This is a genomic window from Photobacterium arenosum, assembly GCF_014841115.1.
GTDB classification, from domain to species: Bacteria; Pseudomonadota; Gammaproteobacteria; order Enterobacterales; family Vibrionaceae; genus Photobacterium; species Photobacterium arenosum.
The window spans coordinates 135,660-153,364 of record NZ_JACYTP010000003.1; the positions used below are offsets into that span (position 1 = coordinate 135,660).

The 17,705-nt window shown below is 49.7% G+C and carries 16 protein-coding genes; 8 read left to right on the forward strand and 8 right to left on the reverse strand.

The annotated features are described in order from the left end of the window. The first annotated feature begins 40 nt into the window (after positions 1–40). The 5 genes from oppB to IFO68_RS06565 all read left to right on the forward strand — a co-directional run bounded on the left by oppB (position 41) and on the right by IFO68_RS06565 (position 6,207). A complete protein-coding gene (gene oppB, locus IFO68_RS06545) occupies positions 41–961 on the forward strand; it encodes an oligopeptide ABC transporter permease OppB (protein ID WP_192015158.1) in 921 nt (306 codons plus the stop codon). A gap of 15 nt (positions 962–976) precedes the next feature. Next, the gene (gene oppC / locus IFO68_RS06550) at positions 977–1,888 is read left to right on the forward strand and encodes an oligopeptide ABC transporter permease OppC (protein WP_192015364.1); all 912 of its coding nucleotides are present in this window, start codon (positions 977–979) and stop codon (positions 1,886–1,888) included. 81 nt (positions 1,889–1,969) lie between these two features. Continuing rightward, entirely contained in the window at positions 1,970–2,935 is a 966-nt protein-coding gene (gene oppD / locus IFO68_RS06555; protein WP_192015159.1) for an ABC transporter ATP-binding protein, read from the forward strand. After that, positions 2,935–3,924 carry a murein tripeptide/oligopeptide ABC transporter ATP binding protein OppF gene (gene oppF, locus IFO68_RS06560; protein WP_192015160.1) on the forward strand — a complete coding sequence of 330 codons (990 nt, stop codon included), beginning with the start codon at positions 2,935–2,937 and terminating at the stop codon, positions 3,922–3,924. Before oppD ends, oppF begins: the two co-directional genes overlap by 1 nt. A gap of 168 nt (positions 3,925–4,092) precedes the next feature. Continuing rightward, entirely contained in the window at positions 4,093–6,207 is a 2,115-nt protein-coding gene (locus tag IFO68_RS06565) for a methyl-accepting chemotaxis protein (RefSeq protein WP_192015161.1), read from the forward strand. Between the two features lie 72 nt (positions 6,208–6,279). Here the strand turns inward: IFO68_RS06565 and IFO68_RS06570 are convergent, their stop codons facing one another. From IFO68_RS06570 to IFO68_RS06590, 5 genes are all read right to left on the reverse strand, one after another. Beyond that, positions 6,280–7,413 carry a ribosomal protein uL16 3-hydroxylase gene (locus IFO68_RS06570; protein WP_192015162.1) on the reverse strand — a complete coding sequence of 378 codons (1,134 nt, stop codon included), beginning with the start codon at positions 7,411–7,413 and terminating at the stop codon, positions 6,280–6,282. Between the two features lie 114 nt (positions 7,414–7,527). Further along, complete coding sequence (gene purB, locus IFO68_RS06575) at positions 7,528–8,895, reverse strand: adenylosuccinate lyase (protein WP_192015163.1); 1,368 nt, start codon at positions 8,893–8,895, stop codon at positions 7,528–7,530. Positions 8,896–8,968: 73 nt separating this feature from the next. Further along, positions 8,969–9,586 (reverse strand): high frequency lysogenization protein HflD, encoded by a 618-nt coding sequence (gene hflD / locus IFO68_RS06580; protein ID WP_192015164.1) that lies wholly within the window; start codon positions 9,584–9,586, stop codon positions 8,969–8,971. 11 nt (positions 9,587–9,597) lie between these two features. Then, positions 9,598–10,707 (reverse strand): tRNA 2-thiouridine(34) synthase MnmA, encoded by a 1,110-nt coding sequence (gene mnmA, locus IFO68_RS06585; RefSeq protein ID WP_192015165.1) that lies wholly within the window; start codon positions 10,705–10,707, stop codon positions 9,598–9,600. A gap of 257 nt (positions 10,708–10,964) precedes the next feature. Further along, positions 10,965–11,621 (reverse strand): pseudouridine synthase, encoded by a 657-nt coding sequence (locus IFO68_RS06590; RefSeq protein ID WP_192015166.1) that lies wholly within the window; start codon positions 11,619–11,621, stop codon positions 10,965–10,967. A 142-nt stretch (positions 11,622–11,763) separates the two neighbouring features. Here IFO68_RS06590 and icd point away from each other — a divergent pair, with 142 nt between their 5' ends. After that, positions 11,764–13,014, forward strand: coding sequence for an NADP-dependent isocitrate dehydrogenase (icd, locus tag IFO68_RS06595; protein ID WP_192015167.1), 1,251 nt, complete (start codon positions 11,764–11,766; stop codon positions 13,012–13,014). 383 nt (positions 13,015–13,397) lie between these two features. Here icd and cspD read toward each other — a convergent pair whose 3' ends face one another. Then, positions 13,398–13,622: a cold shock domain-containing protein CspD gene (gene cspD, locus IFO68_RS06600; RefSeq protein WP_027252772.1), complete on the reverse strand. Its 225-nt coding sequence runs from the start codon at positions 13,620–13,622 to the stop codon at positions 13,398–13,400. Positions 13,623–13,848: 226 nt separating this feature from the next. Between cspD and clpS the strand changes: the two genes are divergently transcribed. Together clpS and clpA are read left to right on the forward strand one after the other, a co-directional pair. Next, positions 13,849–14,169 (forward strand): ATP-dependent Clp protease adapter ClpS, encoded by a 321-nt coding sequence (clpS, locus tag IFO68_RS06605; protein ID WP_161445786.1) that lies wholly within the window; start codon positions 13,849–13,851, stop codon positions 14,167–14,169. Between the two features lie 46 nt (positions 14,170–14,215). Continuing rightward, positions 14,216–16,480, forward strand: coding sequence for an ATP-dependent Clp protease ATP-binding subunit ClpA (clpA, locus tag IFO68_RS06610; RefSeq protein ID WP_192015168.1), 2,265 nt, complete (start codon positions 14,216–14,218; stop codon positions 16,478–16,480). A 135-nt stretch (positions 16,481–16,615) separates the two neighbouring features. On the opposite strand, the gene infA is transcribed toward clpA, so the two are convergent. Then, positions 16,616–16,834, reverse strand: a complete 219-nt coding sequence (gene infA / locus IFO68_RS06615) for a translation initiation factor IF-1 (RefSeq protein ID WP_027252769.1) — start codon at positions 16,832–16,834, stop codon at positions 16,616–16,618. Between the two features lie 174 nt (positions 16,835–17,008). Beyond that, positions 17,009–17,698 (reverse strand): arginyltransferase, encoded by a 690-nt coding sequence (locus IFO68_RS06620; protein WP_192015169.1) that lies wholly within the window; start codon positions 17,696–17,698, stop codon positions 17,009–17,011. Positions 17,699–17,705 lie beyond the last annotated feature (7 nt).

The following is a 17,705-nucleotide window of genomic DNA, read 5'->3' on the forward strand; positions in this document are numbered from 1 at the left end:
GATGCGGCAATTCTGTCACAGCTATTAGTCGGTAACAATTATGATTAAATTTGTTGCAAAACGGATTTTTGAGGCGATCCCAACGCTGTTGGTTCTGATCACAATCTCATTTTTCCTGATGCGCTTCGCGCCGGGTAATCCGTTCTCAAGTGAGCGCCCACTTCCGCCGGAAGTGATGGCAAATATCGAAGCTAAGTATGGTCTGGATAAGCCTGTTTTCGAACAGTACACCACTTACCTGGGTAATATTCTGCAGGGCGACTTTGGCCCGTCTTTTAAATATAAAGATTTCAGCGTGAATGAGCTGGTTCAGGATGCCTTGCCGGTTTCTGCAAAAATTGGTTTTTTTGCTTTTGTGTTTGCGCTGGTGATGGGGGTCACTGTCGGAACCCTTGCCGCACTCAAGCAAAATACCTGGCTTGATTACCTGATAATGTCTACGGCCATGGCTGGGGTGGTGATGCCATCCTTTATTCTGGCGCCTGTCCTCATTTATATCTTTTCAATTAACATGCAATGGTTACCTGCTGGTGGCTGGCAGGATGGTTCGGTTAAATTCATGCTGCTGCCTATGTTAGGGATGGCGCTGCTGTATGTGGCGACATTTGCCCGAATTACCCGTGGCAGCATGATTGAAACACTGAACAGCAACTTTATCCGTACTGCCCGTGCCAAAGGCCTGAGTTACCCGTATATCATTGTCAAGCATGCGCTCAAGCCAGCGATGTTGCCTGTTGTCTCATATATGGGCCCTGCATTTGTCGGTATTATTACTGGTTCTGTTGTGATTGAAACCATCTTCGGTCTGCCAGGAATTGGTAAGCTTTTCGTGAATGCAGCCTTCAACCGTGATTATTCACTGGTGCTTGGTATTACTATTCTGATCGGTACGCTTACCATTCTGTTCAACGCTATTGTTGATATTGTTCTGGCGTATATCGATCCGAAAATCCGCTACTGAGGAAGCTGACCGATGATGTTAACTAAAAAAGAAAACGTAAACGCGGTAGAGAAGTTTTCAGAGCAGCTGGAAATTGAAGGCCGCAGTCTGTGGCAGGATGCCCGTACCCGATTTACACGTAACAAAGCCGCTATGATCAGCCTGGCTATTCTGTCTTTGATCTGCCTGGCTGTTATTTTCGGGCCTATGTTCAGTCAGTACGCCTTTGATGACACCGATTGGTATGCATTGCATGCCGCACCAAGCCTTGGTTCGGAAGGTCACTTGTTCGGCACAGACAGTCTGGGGCGTGATTTGTATACGCGTACCCTGACCGGCGGCCGTATCTCATTAATGGTCGGCATTCTCGGTGCCCTGGTTGCTGTTGTTATCGGCACCTTGTACGGCGCAACGTCCGGCTTTCTTGGCGGCCGCACCGACCGTGTCATGATGCGTATTCTGGAAATTCTGTACTCGATTCCGTTTATGTTCTTTGTGATCGTCCTGGTGACCTTCTTTGGTCGTAATATCATGCTGATCTTCGTGGCGATTGGCGCTATTTCCTGGCTGGATATGGCCCGTATCGTACGTGGTCAGACGTTGTCACTGCGCAGCAAAGAATTTATCGAAGCTGCCCATGTGTCTGGTGTCAGCCGCTGGAATATTATTACCCGTCATATCGTGCCTAACGTACTGGGTATTGTTGCTGTGTATTCAACACTGCTGGTACCGCAGATGATTTTGACCGAATCTTTCCTGAGTTTCCTTGGTCTGGGTGTACAGGAGCCAATGACCAGCTGGGGCGCCTTGCTGCAAGAAGGGGCACAAACAATGGAGATTGCCATCTGGCAGCTGTTGTTCCCTGCGATATTTATGGTCCTGACTTTATTCTGCTTTAACTATGTTGGCGATGGCCTGCGCGACGCGCTGGATCCGAAAGACAGATAAAACCAAGGAATATTCATTGCCGCTGTTCAGGTTACCTTGCTGGAACACTGACTGCACGGCGGCAAGATAAGGAAGTGAAATATGAGCTTATTAGATGTCAAAGATCTGCGGGTAGAGTTCACCACGCAAGATGGTATTGTCACCGCAGTGAATGATTTGAATTTTTCTCTTAACCAGGGGGAAACCCTGGGGATAGTGGGTGAGTCGGGTTCAGGCAAAAGCCAGACCGTGTTCTCCATTATGGGTTTGCTTGCCAAGAACGGTAAGATTAGCGGCAGCGCGAAATTTGAAGGCCGTGAAATCCTGAATTTGCCGGAGCGTGAACTCAATAAGATCCGCGCCGAGCAGATCGCGATGATTTTCCAGGACCCGATGACATCGCTGAATCCTTACATGAAAGTCAGCGATCAGCTGATGGAAGTGCTGATGCTGCATAAAGGTCTGGGGCGTGCCGAAGCTTTCGAAGAAAGTGTACGCATGCTTGATGCAGTGAAAATTCCGGAAGCACGCAAGCGAATTACCATGTACCCGCACGAGTTTTCCGGCGGTATGCGCCAGCGTGTGATGATCGCTATGGCGTTGCTGTGTCGTCCGAAACTGCTGATTGCCGATGAACCAACCACGGCCCTGGACGTTACCGTACAGGCGCAAATCATGGATTTGCTCAACGAGCTGAAAAGCGACTTCAACACCGCCATTATTATGATCACCCATGATCTGGGCGTAGTAGCCGGTAGCTGTGACAAAGTGCTGGTCATGTACGCTGGCCGTACCATGGAATATGGCAAAATCGATGAGATTTTCTATAAACCTGCTCACCCTTACACCGAAGGTCTGCTGAGAGCGATTCCCCGTCTGGATACCGAAGGTGAAGAATTGCCGACGATTCCTGGCAATCCGCCTAACTTACTGCGCCTGCCTGTCGGCTGTCCGTATCAGGAGCGTTGCCACCGTGTCAGCAGCCGCTGTTCACAGGAAGCCCCTTCACTGGAACCTTTTGCTGAGGGGCGTTTACGTGCATGTTTTTCTGATGTGGGGACGTGGTAATGCAAGCAGAAAAGAAAGTTTTACTCGATATTAAAGATCTCAAGGTTCACTTCAACATTGCACCCAAGTCAGCCTGGCCCTGGACCAAACCGCTTAAGCTGAAAGCTGTCGACGGGGTCGGAATTCGTTTGTACGAAGGAGAAACTCTGGGCGTTGTGGGTGAGTCGGGCTGTGGTAAGTCGACCTTTGCCCGTGCAGTCATTGGTCTGGTGCAAGCTACAGAAGGCAATGTTGTCTGGCTGGGGCAGGATCTGACCAAGCTGGAACACAATGCGATGCGTGAAAAACGCAAAGAAATCCAGATGATTTTCCAGGATCCGCTGGCCTCTCTGAACCCGCGTATGACGGTGGGAGATATCATTGCCGAGCCATTGAAAACCTTTTATCCGGAGCTGACGACAGATGAAGTCAAGGCCAGGGTGAAAGAAATGATGAATAAGGTAGGCTTGTTACCTAACGTGATCAATCGTTATCCGCATGAGTTCTCCGGCGGTCAGTGTCAGCGTATCGGTATTGCACGTGCGTTGATCCTGAGGCCAAAACTGATTATCTGTGATGAGCCGGTGTCGGCACTGGACGTGTCTATCCAGGCTCAGGTGGTCAACCTGTTGAAATCACTTCAGAAAGAGATGGGCCTGAGCCTGATATTTATTGCCCACGACCTGTCGGTGGTGAAGCATATCTCGGATCGTGTCATGGTGATGTATCTGGGTAATGCCGTTGAAATCGGTGAGGGAGATGCACTGTTTGACGGACCTAAGCACCCTTATACCAAGGCACTGATGTCGGCTGTTCCTATTCCGGATCCGGAGAAAGAGCGCAATAAGACCATTCAGTTGCTTGAAGGTGATTTACCTTCACCCATGAATCCACCCTCGGGCTGCGTGTTCAGAACACGCTGCCCGCAGGCAACCGACAGCTGTGCGCAGAAAAAGCCTCAATTAGAAGGCGGAGACGTGCATGCTGTGGCTTGCTTGAATGTGCACTGATTTAAGCCTGTGACAGGCTTTAAGCGCGGTGTAAAACCCGCGCTTTTTTTGTTACATCTCTGATAAATTGAATAAAAATCAAACTTTTGAGTGTTTTGTTAACAACTTGTTGATGTTGTTATCATCAAAAGTTACATTTTGACTGATTTGACTTACAAGGACGGTTATATGCGGTCACTTTCGGTTCAGTGGAAAATTACCCTGATGGCGGGGTTTGCCTTACTGGCAACCGCTGCGGTACTCACCAGCCTTTCGTTTTACTTCTCGGGACAAAGTCAGCAACTGGTTAGCCAGCAGTCATTCAGTTCGTTGCGAAATCAGTCGCAAGAGCTGGTAAAAGCACAGGCTGAAAGACAGGCGATTTCTGTTCAGCAATTTTTTGATGAAGCGTCACACAGGGCAGAGATGCTGGCTCAGAGTGTGCTGTTTCTGAAATATAACGCGGAAGAAAATTACACCAACAGTGCAGAACTTCGCGGCTCAATTACCGAGTTACTCCGCCGTTCTGTCAATGAATTTGCCAACATTCATGGCGCGTTTGTGGTGTTTGAGCCGGACGCCCTGGATGGTGAAGATGGCAACTACGCCGATGCTGCCTATGTCGGAGCCAATGCGACCGGGCGATTTTCACCCTACTGGTACCGCGGCGACAGTGGCGAAGCTGAGCAACGCATTATCAGTGAAGCGAAAATTGGCGATAAGGCTAGCAATGCCTGGTATACCTGCAGCCTCAATGGCAGGGAATCCTGTGTTCAGGATCCGGTATTCTCTACCGATAATGGCCAGAAGGTACTGCTGAGCTCCATTACTATTCCGCTGATTGTAAAGGGTAAAGCCGTTGGTGTGATGGGTATTGATGTGAAGCTGGATACCTTGCAGAGTGTCATCAATACCGTAGACGATAACCTGTTTAACGCCAGCGGTAAGGTTTCTCTGATCAGTCAGAATGGCACCGTTGTTGCCTGGGATCAGGCCAGTGACAGGGTGGGCAGCACGGTAATGCCAGGCGATGGCCTTCCTGCTACGCTGACTGACTGGCTCAGACAGGGCACGCAAGTGGTGGGCTGGAGTCAGGATCAAAGCTGGCTGACCGCTTACAATCCGGTTGAACTGGGTCAGACAACCTGGGGTGTGGTTATTCAGTTACCGGCTGAAAAAGTGCTGGTGGAAGCAACGGCCTTGGATAATGCGATTCAAAAACAGCGAGATGAATCTTCTGCTATTCAGTTGATGGCCAGCCTGATGATTGCAGCGGCTGGTTTGCTGATGCTGTGGTTTGCTGCCGCTCGTCTGGTTGCCCCGATTCGTCAGATTGCCGAACGATTGAAAGATATTGCCTCAGGAGAAGGGGATTTAACCCAGCGCCTTCATGTTGGCCAGCAAGACGAGCTGGGGGAGCTGGCAACCTGGTTTAACCGTTTCCTGGATAAATTGCAGCACACCATCTCGCAAGTGATCATTGCGGTTGATGAAGTCGGCACCACGGCCAATGAGGCCGCACAGGTAGCGAGCCATACCCGTGACGGCAGCCAGGCGCAGTTTAAAGAAGTCGACATGGTAGCGACGGCTTCTGAAGAGATGTCGCAGACGGCCGAGCAGGTTGTCAGTCATACCGAAACAGCGGTTGGTGCTGCCCGGGATGCAGACTCAGCTGCTGTAGAGGGCCAGAGTGTGATTCATGCCTCAGCAGAATCCATGAACCATCTGGTTTCCCGGATGGAAACGGCTGTGCCTGTCGCCCGTGACCTGGAACGCAACAGCGAAGATATCAATCAGATCCTGCAGGTGATTGCCGGCATTTCAGAACAGACAAACCTGCTGGCCCTGAATGCGGCCATTGAAGCGGCGCGGGCCGGGGAGCAAGGCCGTGGGTTTGCAGTGGTCGCGGACGAGGTGCGTCAGCTCGCCAGCCGGACTCAGGACTCTGTCGGCCAGATCCGCAACGTGATTGAGGTGTTGCAGCAGGGCACCCGTGATGTGGTGAATGCGATTGAAGAAGGCAACCAGCTGGCAGGTGATACCGCCCGTCAGGTCAGTGAAGCTGTCGCGAGTCTGGAGCGTATTACCGAAGCGGTCCGTGCGATTCAGTCTATGAATGAGCAAATTATGCATGCCGCGGGTGAGCAGCGTGCGGTCGCCGGAGAAGTGAACCGTAATGTATCGAATATCCGCGAGCTGAGTGAAACCATTCTCGGTCAGGCTGAAAATTCGGCCACTATAGGCCAGCGTTTAACCTCCTTGTCTCATAAACAGCAAGAGTTAGCAGGTCAGTTCAAAGTGTGACAGCGCCGCCGCTGTCAGCGTGACCAAAAAAAGCCCGCAGTGCGGGCTTTTCTACCTTAACGGGAACCTGATTTAGTCGGCCTGATGCCAGTAACCCATGTTAACCCATTGGGTCAGCAGTAAAATTAATGCTGAGTTATTGATGAGCTCACCCACCTCTGCGATGGAGAAACTGTCCTGATTGCAAAGCCAGTCGGCGGCCTGTTCACAACCGGCGGGTAACTGGTAGCGCTCGCCATCAATATAGACAGTGTGCGGGTGCCCCTGATGGTAAAAAGCGCGCAGACCGCCAATCTTAAACAGCGTTTCGCCCTGCATCAGCGCGCCCACGATTTCATTACCCGACCAGGCCGGATCAGCTGCGATCACATCCATATTATGACGGCTCAGGCTTAAGTATTCACCCAGCCACTGATGCATGGTTTCCGGTTTTTCCATCAGGTTGCGCATCATGGCTATCAGATCCTGACATTCGCTGGCTGGCAGTTCGCCGACCTTGTCACGAGCCGGAAGATCCGGGTTGTGATAATGTTCATCGCCCAGTTCATTTTCGATGATGAAATCGGCAAAGCTGCTCAAAAGCTCCTGTTGCTTTGGTGAACGGAACCCCATTGAGTAGCTCATTGCGGTTTCCAGTGCATAACCGTCATGGGGGAATCCGGCAGGAATATACAGAATGTCGCCCGGCTCCAGCACTTCATCTATGATTGGGTCGAACCCGGTGATCTGGCGCAGATTCGGATGACGGAAGCACTCCTCGTAGTTCTCTTTGCGCGGGCCGACACGCCAGCGGCGTTGTCCGGAACCCTGAATAATGAAAACATCATACTGGTCGAAATGAGGGCCGACACCGCCTCCAGGGGTGGAGTAGCTGATCATCAGATCATCAAACAGCCAGCCGGGCATTGCCTGAAACGGTTTGACCAGCCTGGCCGCGCCGCTGTGCCAGTGGTTGGCTGCCTGCACCATGAAAGACCAGTGATCATCCGGCAGGTTTTCGAAGCTCAGCGGCCCTTGTTCGACCTGCCAGTCTTCACCCTGACGTGCAATATAACGGGAGTCGACTTCTTCTTCCATCGCCAGTCCGGCCAGTTCATCTGGCGAGATAGGGTCAACGAAATCGGCAAAACCGCCTTTAATCACTGTGGGTTGCTTTTGCCAGTAAGTCGATAAGAACTCGCTGAACGAGAAGGTAAATTGATACATAGTCTTCATCGGTTAGAAATTTAAGGGCGATTATATCAGTGATTGGGGGCAGACCGGCAGAAACTAAAAAGGCCAGCATCCTATGCTGGCCTTGAGACACAATAAATAAGCCGATCAGAGTTGATCAGTCAGTTTAATTGCATCACCAATGTAGTTAGCCGGTGTCATGGATTTCAGGCGTGTTTTTTCGTGTTCCGGCAAATCCAGACCATCGATGAACTGACGCATACCCTCGCCGTCGACACGTTTGCCGCGGGTCAGCTCTTTCAGCTTCTCATACGGCTTTTCGATACCGTAACGACGCATCACTGTTTGTACCGGTTCGGCCAGCACTTCCCAGTTTTTGTCCAGCTCGGCTTCCAGTGCAGCCTGGTTGACTTCCAGCTTGCTGATCCCTTTCAGGGTAGAAGTGTAAGCAATGATGGCATAACCGCAGCCAACACCCAGGTTACGCAATACCGTAGAGTCGGTCAGGTCACGCTGCCAGCGGGAAATCGGCAGTTTTTGAGCCAGGTGAGCAAAGATAGCATTCGCCAGACCCAGGTTGCCTTCTGAGTTTTCAAAGTCAATCGGGTTGACTTTGTGCGGCATGGTGGAAGAACCGATTTCACCGGCAATGGTCTTTTGCTTGAAGTGGCCCAGAGCGATATAGCCCCAGACATCACGATCAAAATCGATCAGGATAGTGTTGAAGCGTGCAAAGGCGTCAAACAGTTCTGCGATGTAATCGTGTGGTTCAATTTGCGTGGTGTACGGGTTCCAGTCCAGACCCAGAGAGGTGACGAACTCTTCGCTGTATTGGTGCCAGTCGATATCCGGATAAGCAGAAAGGTGGGCATTGTAGTTACCGACAGCGCCGTTGATTTTACCCAGCAGTTCTACCTGTTCAATCTGACGGTACTGACGTTCCATACGGTACGCCACGTTAGCCATTTCTTTACCCATGGTACTTGGTGAAGCCGGCTGGCCGTGTGTACGGGACAACAGAGGCACTTCACGGTACTCCGCTGCCAGTGCTTTAATGGCGTCAATCACGTTACGTACTTCAGGCAGCATGACTTGCTCACGCGCTTCTTTTAGCATTAAAGCGTGCGACAGGTTGTTGATGTCTTCAGACGTACAGGCAAAGTGAATGAATTCATTCACCGCGTGCAGCTCAGGATTATCAGCCACTTTTTCCTTCAGGAAGTACTCTACGGCTTTCACATCGTGGTTGGTCGTGCGCTCAATGGTTTTGATACGCAGTGCATCTTGCTCGCTGAATTCAGCGGCAATACGATCCAGGAAGGCATTGGCTTCAGCGCTGAAGGCCGGAACTTCCGCGATAGCGTCAGTCGCTGCCAGTTTTTGCAGCCAGCGAATTTCAACGATGGTACGGTATTTCAGCAGACCAAATTCACTGAAGATACTGCGCAGTGCGCTGGTTTTGCTACCGTAGCGGCCGTCTACCGGGGAAACAGCAGTCAATGCTGACAGTTCCATGATGTCTCTCTCCTGATTAAAGGGTTATAGCTGAGTTACAGAACGCCCAGCAGGCGTTCTCTGAGAATAGTGTTTAGCTTCGGGCCTGAATGATTTTTGCCTGTTCAAGCATCTGTTTGCGGCCAAAAATCAGATGACGGCGCTTACCGCCGACCTGACGCCACAATACGGCACTGCGAACAGCAGCCAGCAACAGGGCACGTACCTTGTGCTGCACTTGTTGCTGTTGCAACTGAGCCGGCGTCCCTGTGACCTGAATGCGCGGGCCAAGCGGGCTGATGATATCCAGATACACACTGGCCATGTTGCTGATCATCTGGTCATCAAGCAGGTCGAAATGATCCAGCTGGCGTTTCACCATATCAATCCGGTCGCCCAACTGCGCCATACTGTCGCGACGACTGGCCAGCTTACGCTCCAACGCCATCACACTGACCAGATAGCGGGTAATTTCACTGCCTGCAGGTGTATTGTCAATTTCATTGATCATGGTGCTGAGGCCTAACCTGAGGTCAGCTTCTTCACCAAAAATTTCAATTACGTTGTTTGGGCTTGTCGAGGTCAGGGAGCGTAAACAGGTGACGAAAGCATCGTTATCACAAGTACCTGTGCGAGCAACAGTCTGTACTAATTTCACTGCCTGACAAATACCTGCAAACGCAATGGTTCTGTCATAAATTGTATAAGCCATGGACTGCCCCTTTAAATCCGCTCTTCAATGATGCCGCCGCCAAGACACACATCACCCTGATAAAACACCGCTGACTGGCCTGGCGTCACTGCGATTTGCGGCTCATCAAAAATGACTTTGATGCTGTTGTCATCAACAGGAATAAGGGTGCAAGGCGTATCCTGCTGGCGATAACGAGTCTTTACCGTGCATTTCACCGGCTCACGCACTGGTTCGCGATCCACCCAGTGCAGCTGAGCGGCGATCAGACCGTTAGATTGCAGGCGCGGATGATCTTTTCCTTGTCCGACAATCAGCAGGTTCTTCTCAATATCTTTATCAACGACATACCAGGGCTCATCTGAGCTGTCTTTCAAACCACCAATCAGCAGGCCTTTGCGCTGGCCCAGGGTGTGATACATCAGTCCCTGATGCTGTCCGATAACTTTACCGTCTTCTGCCGTCACAATATCGCCTGGTTGTGCAGGCAGGTACTTACCCAGAAAATCGGTGAACTTGCGCTCGCCGATGAAACAGATACCGGTAGAGTCTTTTTTCTTGGCGGTGATCAGCCCTTGCTCTTCAGCGATGCGGCGTACTTCCGGTTTTTCCAGTTCACCGACAGGGAACAGACTACGTGCTACCTGATCGTGGCTCAGGGTATAAAGGAAATAGCTCTGGTCTTTGTTGTTATCCAGTCCGCGTAACATCTGTGCTTTTTGGCCGGGCTGGGTAGGGAAAGTGCGACGGGTATAGTGTCCCATGGCAATATAATCAGCATCCAGCACTTCATCGGCAAACTCCAGGAATGCCTTAAATTTGATTTCTTTGTTACACAGAATGTCAGGGTTTGGGGTACGGCCAGCTTTATATTCTGCAAGAAAGTATTCGAACACATTGTCCCAGTACTCAGCAGCAAAGTTGATCGTATGAAGATGAATGCCCAGTTTGTCGCACACAGCCTGTGCGTCCGCGAGATCTTCTGCCGCTGAGCAGTACTCGTCATTGTCATCTTCTTCCCAGTTCTTCATGAACAGGCCTTCTACCTGGTAGCCTTGTTGAAGTAGCAGGTAAGCAGAAACCGAGGAATCGACGCCGCCGGACATGCCGACAATAACTTTTTTCTGGCTGTTATCTGACATTTTTCTCTTCAATCTTGAATAAGTGATAAGGGCGTAATTCTAACAGAAAGCTGCGAACTGAAACAGATCGAGAACCGCTTCACACTTTATTCATCTTTTATCGGCAAATTGGGCTGTCAGCCTGTGCGATCACTCGTTAATCACCACTAACGCAATCGTTTGCTATTTGCCGGCAATGATAGTGTAACTCTCCGCTAATGTGTAGTGTTTTAGCAAAATTAACGCGCCGGTAAATCTCCCCGGCCAGCCTGTCGTTGTCAGAGAGAGACTTCCCGCCATTCACCGGGAGCCAGACCATCGACAGTCCAGTCAGCCATTTGATAGCGGATCAATCTGAGAGTGGGGTGACCTATATGGGCCGTCATACGGCGGACTTGCCGGTTTCGTCCTTCTCTTAAGGTTATGCTGAGCCAGGTGGTCGGGATATTTTTACGCTCACGAATCGGCGGATGCCTGTCCCAAACCGCAGGTGTTTCAATGACGGTGACATCGGCCGGCAATGTCATACCGTCTTTTAATGTAACACCTGTACGTAATGCTTTGAGCTGCTCTTCATCTGGAATGCCTTCGACCTGCACCCAGTAAGTTTTGGGCTGCTTGGAGCTGGGCTGTGTCAGGCGCGCTTGCAGGATACCGTCATTGGTCAGCACCAGCAGGCCTTCGCTGTCTTTGTCCAAACGCCCTGCGGCATAGACATCTTTTACCGGGATGTAGTCAGCGAGTGTTTTGTCTCCCGGCTCTCCGCTAAATTGCGTCAACACATTGAAGGGCTTGTTAAAAAGAATGATCTTCTGCGGACCACGGTGACGGCCTGGCTGAGAGGTAGTACGTGATTTTCGCGGTTTGGCGCCAGGCTGACGGGACGGGTTACGATCGTCGTTCCGGGTGGTGCGTCGGGTACGTTGAGTTTTCATGGCGATACAAAGTAAAGGGGATAAGTATTTTGTGAGCGCACCATTATAACGTAAAAAACCACCCATGGCGTGCTGGTGAATTTTCAAGTATGATTCCCCCGCATCTTACAAAAAGATAACAAACGGACGCTAGGAGAATTTAATGGATAGTAAAGTAGTTGTACCAGCAGAAGGTCAGAAAATTGCCCTTGATGCCAATGGTAAGCTGGTCGTTCCTAACAACCCGATCATTCCTTTTATTGAAGGTGATGGTATTGGCGTTGATGTAAGCCCTGCAATGATCAAAGTGGTTGATGCGGCAGTTCAGAAAGCATACGGCGGCGACCGTAAAATTTCCTGGATGGAGATCTACACCGGTGAAAAATCGACTCAGATTTACGGTGAAGATGCTTGGCTTCCTCAAGAAACACTTGATTTTATTCGTGAATACAAAGTTGCAATTAAAGGTCCACTGACTACACCTGTTGGCGGCGGCATTCGTTCTCTGAACGTTGCACTGCGCCAAGAGCTGGATCTGTATATCTGTGCTCGCCCGGTTCGTTATTTTGAAGGCGTACCAAGCCCGCTGAAACAACCTGAACTGACTGATATGGTTATCTACCGTGAAAACTCAGAAGATATCTATGCAGGTATCGAGTTCAAAGCGGGTACAGCCGAAGCAGATAAAGTTATCAAGTTCCTGCAAGACGAGATGGGCGCGACTAAGATCCGCTTCTCTAAAGACTGCGGTATCGGCATCAAGCCAGTATCTGAAGAAGGTACTAAGCGCCTGGTACGTGCAGCAGTACAGTACACCATCGACAATGACCGTGATTCACTGACGCTGGTTCATAAAGGCAACATCATGAAGTTTACTGAAGGTGCCTTTAAAGACTGGGGTTACGAAGTAGCGAAAGAATTCGGTGCTGAGCTGCTGGATGGCGGCCCATGGATGACGCTGAAAAACCCTAACACAGGTAAAGAAATCATCATCAAAGACAGCATTGCAGACGCATTCCTGCAGCAGATCCTGCTGCGTCCGGCTGAGTATGATGTGATTGCGACTATGAACCTGAACGGTGACTACATTTCTGATGCACTGGCTGCTCAGGTAGGTGGTATCGGTATCGCACCTGGTGCCAACATCGGTGATGGTGTTGCACTGTTTGAAGCTACTCATGGTACTGCACCTAAGTATGCTGGTCAGGATAAAGTGAACCCGGGTTCTCTGATTCTGTCTGCTGAAATGATGCTGCGTCACCTGGGTTGGACTGAAGCTGCCGACATGATCATCAAGTCTATGGAAGCGGCAATCCGCAACAAGACTGTGACTTACGACTTTGAACGTCTGATGGACGGCGCAACACTGCGTAAATGTTCAGAGTTCGCTGGCGATATGATTGAACAAATGTAAGTCAGTTTAATCGCTTTGAAAAAGGCTCGGCTTCGGCTGGGCCTTTTTGTTTTTACTCGATTATTTATCCCATGGCCTGAGAAAAGCATGCCCCTGGCATTGTGTTGTTTCTATGAGATCGGTCATAATTAGCCCACAAGCGCTTGTTCAAAACGATAAGAAAACGCGGGCTGAATAGCCAGTTGTTAACTGAATTGTTAATTACTTGTTTTCTTGTGATTTATTCACTGTTTATTCACTTGATTGTCAATGAAGTGGTGATGAAAAAGCATAACCAGAGATGAAATGCTTGAAGAGTAGGTTGTCAGTAGGGTGGGAGAGGCAATAGCTAAAGGTGAGCAGTCGCCCACCTGGATAAAGTGATGTAAATGTGTCAGCTACGTTTATTTACTGGCGCTTTCAACATCGATGGGGACGATTTCACTGGCGTGATAGCCTTTCGGGCCAGTTTGAACGGTGTAGTTAACTTGTTGACCTGCTTTCAGCGTTCGATATCCTTCCATCTGGATAGTTGAATAGTGTGCAAAGATATCGCCTTCACCGTTTTCAGGACAAATGAAACCGAAGCCTTTTGCGTTGTTGAACCATTTAACTGTACCTGTTGCCATGCTTTTACATCCCTCTTTGCATTCAATTTCCATTTAGCATTTATTTATCAGTACTGTTTTAACATGACTTGAATATAAATGCTATTTTGATGCAGTTAGTATCTACTACAAGGTACACTTTAGTAAAAAGACTTAGACAGTCAAGCAAGACTTGTAACATTTGGATGAAATCTTTTTTGTCCGTCGCAATCTAGCAACCGATTGAACAAATGACTAAGATGAGAATATGAGTAAGTTAAGCGAAAGGATTAGCCCAGAGTCAGACATACTGAATAAGGAGGACACTCAGGTTAAGCCGCCATCGATGTATAAAGTGATTTTAAATAATGATGATTACACACCGATGGATTTTGTGATAGAAGTGTTACAGAAGTTCTTCTCCATGGATTTGGAGAGAGCAACACAGTTGATGCTGGCTGTGCATTATGAGGGGAAGGCAGTGTGCGGCATTTTTACTGCCGAAGTCGCTGAAACCAAAGTGGCTCAAGTCATGATGTATGCAAGAGAGCATGAACATCCGCTACTGTGTACCATGGAAAAAGCCTGACTTTTTCCGGCACGCCAAATCAAGTGGTATTTAGGGGAGGTGCCTTATGCTAAATAAAGAACTTGAAACCAGTCTCAATGGTGCCTTCGCGCGGGCAAGGGAAAAACGCCATGAGTTTATGACGGTTGAGCATCTGCTGTTGGCGCTATTGGAGAATCCTGCTGCTCAGGAAGCCCTGTTAGCGTGCCGTGCTAATCTGGACACCCTTCGAAAAGAACTGGATGCCTTCATTGAACAAACCACGCCATTAATCCCTGCCGATGACGAAAGCAGGGAAACCCAGCCAACACTGAGCTTTCAGCGCGTACTACAACGCGCGGTTTTCCATGTACAGTCATCGGGCCGCAGCGAAGTGACCGGTGCCAATGTGCTGGTGGCTATTTTCAGTGAACAGGAATCGCATGCGGCCTATCTGCTTAAGAAAAGTGATATCAGTCGACTTGATGTGGTCAATTTCATTTCTCATGGCACAGTAAAAGACAGTGACAGTGATGATTTGAATCAGTCAGAGGTCAGTCCTGACGATCCTCGTGCTGAAGGCGGTGAAGACCGTCTGGAAAACTTTGCCACAAATCTCAATCAGCTGGCCCGGGCCGGTGCTATCGATCCATTAATTGGCCGTGAATATGAGCTTGAACGTACCGTTCAGGTGTTGTGCCGTCGTCGTAAAAATAACCCTTTGCTGGTCGGTGAGGCCGGGGTGGGTAAGACGGCTATCGCGGAAGGCCTTGCCTGGCGTATCGTTGAAGGTCAGGTCCCCGACATTATTAAAGATTGTGTTATCTACTCGCTGGATATCGGCTCACTGTTGGCCGGCACTAAGTATCGTGGCGACTTTGAGAAACGCTTCAAAGCGATTTTGAAGCAGCTTGAGAAAGAAGAGAAAGCCGTCCTGTTCATCGATGAAATTCATACCATCATAGGCGCGGGAGCGGCTTCTGGTGGACAGGTTGATGCGGCTAATTTGATCAAGCCTTTGCTGAGCAGCGGTAAAATCCGTTGTATGGGGTCAACCACTTATCAGGAATACAGCAATATTTTTGAGAAAGAGAGAGCGCTGGCTCGTCGATTCCAAAAGATTGATATTGTTGAACCTTCGTTGGACGATACCACGAAAATACTCATGGGGCTGAAAACGAAATACGAAGCCCACCATGAAGTCAGGTACACCAATAAAGCCATTCGGGCGGCAGTTGAGCTTTCTGCTAAGTATATCAATGAGCGCCATTTACCTGATAAGGCAATTGATGTCATTGATGAAGCCGGTGCGCGTTGCCGTCTGGCACCTGTCAGTAAGCGTAAGAAAACCATCAATGTCAGCGACATTGAAGCCATGATCGCGCGTATTGCCCGTATCCCTGAAAAATCGGTTTCCTCAAGCGATAAAGAGGTTCTGCTGAACCTGGACAACAAGCTTAAGATGCTGGTCTTTGGTCAGGATAAGGCGATAGAAGCGCTGACCGAAGTTATCAAACTCAGCCGTGCCGGGTTAGGGGCTGATAATAAACCCGTGGGTTCATTCCTGTTTGCCGGCCCGACAGGGGTAGGTAAAACCGAGGTGACGGTGCAATTGGCGAAAATGCTGGGCATCGAACTGCTGAGGTTTGATATGTCTGAGTACATGGAGCGCCATACTGTCAGCCGTTTGATTGGTGCGCCTCCGGGCTATGTTGGTTTTGATCAGGGTGGTTTGCTGACCGATGCCGTCATTAAGCATCCGCACTCTGTTGTGCTGCTGGATGAAATAGAGAAAGCGCACCCGGACGTCTTTAACCTGTTGCTGCAGGTAATGGATAACGGGACCCTGACTGATAATAACGGACGTAAAGCGGATTTCCGCAACGTGATTTTGGTGATGACGACTAATGCCGGTGTTCAGGAGACGGTACGTAAATCCATTGGGCTTGTTCAGCAGGATCACAGCCATGATGCGATGTCGGAAATCAAGCGGGTCTTTGCACCTGAATTTCGTAACCGTCTGGATAACATCATTTGGTTCAATCACCTGGAAAAAGATGTTATCAATCAGGTTGTTGATAAATTCATTGTTGAGCTGCAGGCCCAGCTGGATGCCCGTGGCGTCTCAATGGAAGTGTCAAATGAAGCACGTGAATGGCTGGCAAATAAAGGCTATGACAAGTCTATGGGTGCCCGGCCAATGGCCAGGGTCATTCAGGAAAACCTGAAAAAACCTATGGCGAACGAGTTGCTGTTCGGCTCGCTGGTCAATGGTGGTTCGGTGCGTGTAACCTTAAAAGATGACGGTACACTGGATTTCCGCTTCAGCAGTGAGATGGAACCCGCGCATTAAAACGCCGGCTTCAGCCAGTGACAGCTAACAAAAACGGGACTTGAGAGTCCCGTTTTTTATGCCTTAGCTTATGAAGGCGATAGTATGGTGTGCTTCGCAGCTGGGCCAGTCTGATGTTCACCAGCCCGGCGCAAATTAGCGTGAACGGAAGACGATGCGGCCTTTAGACAGATCGTAAGGAGTCAGCTCAACTGTCACCTTGTCGCCGGTCAGGATACGGATGTAGTTTTTGCGCATTTTGCCAGAAATGTGTGCAGTCACTACGTGACCGTTTTCCAGCTCAACGCGGAACATAGTATTAGGTAGTGTATCCAGTACAGTACCTTGCATTTCGATTACGTCTTCTTTTGCCATTGAATCCTCTTAGGCTACCGTGCCTTGCATCTGATTGGGCCGGATAATGCCTTGAAACTGTTTAAGTGTAAAGTTCAGGCCCGCAATTTTACCCTTGCTGCTGCCCTTTGTCAGCTTTTGTTGCAAACTTCGTTCCTTTTAATGAGGCAGAAGCAGGGGGGATAAATAATAATCTTATTGCCATTGGCCCTGAATCAGCTTTTGGTAAGGCCTGAAGCGGGTTTTATAGTTCATCGCAGGGCAGTCATCAATCTGATAACCGGGGTAGAGCCAGCGTCGTCCGGTATCCCGGCAGTACTGGATTTGCTTCAGCACGCAGAGAGTGCCCAGCGATAACGGGTAGTTCGGCTCGAAGAAGGTATAGACTGCGCTCAGTGCCTGGTCAAAAAAATCGGTGACGGCGACAGCCAGTAATTGCTGATCCTGATAGAGGTGCAAAAAACGGGTTTCCATCCAGTTTGCCTGGCAAAACTCAAAAAACTGCTGTCTGCTGGCCGGATACATGGCCCCGTGCGCATGTCTTTCCCGGATATATCGTTCATAGAGAGGGAACCAGTCATCATTAAGCTGGTTCTTGAATTCAGCCCGAAAGCCATTGAGCTGTTTTAACTGCCTTTTCTGGCTTTTGCTGGGAGTGAAGTTAGTGCAGTCAACACGAAGGGGAGTACAGGCATGGCACTGGTCACACATAGGTTTATAAATGGCCTGACCGCTGCGACGATATCCGCAGCCAAGCAGAGCGCCGTAGCCAGAAGCCGTTAACCAGCGATGGTCAACAACTACGCCAAGCTGCTCTTTTTGCTCAGGTAAATAACTGCAACTGATTTCCGGAGTAAAGCCTAAGCGTATAGTGGGAAGACTCATGATAACC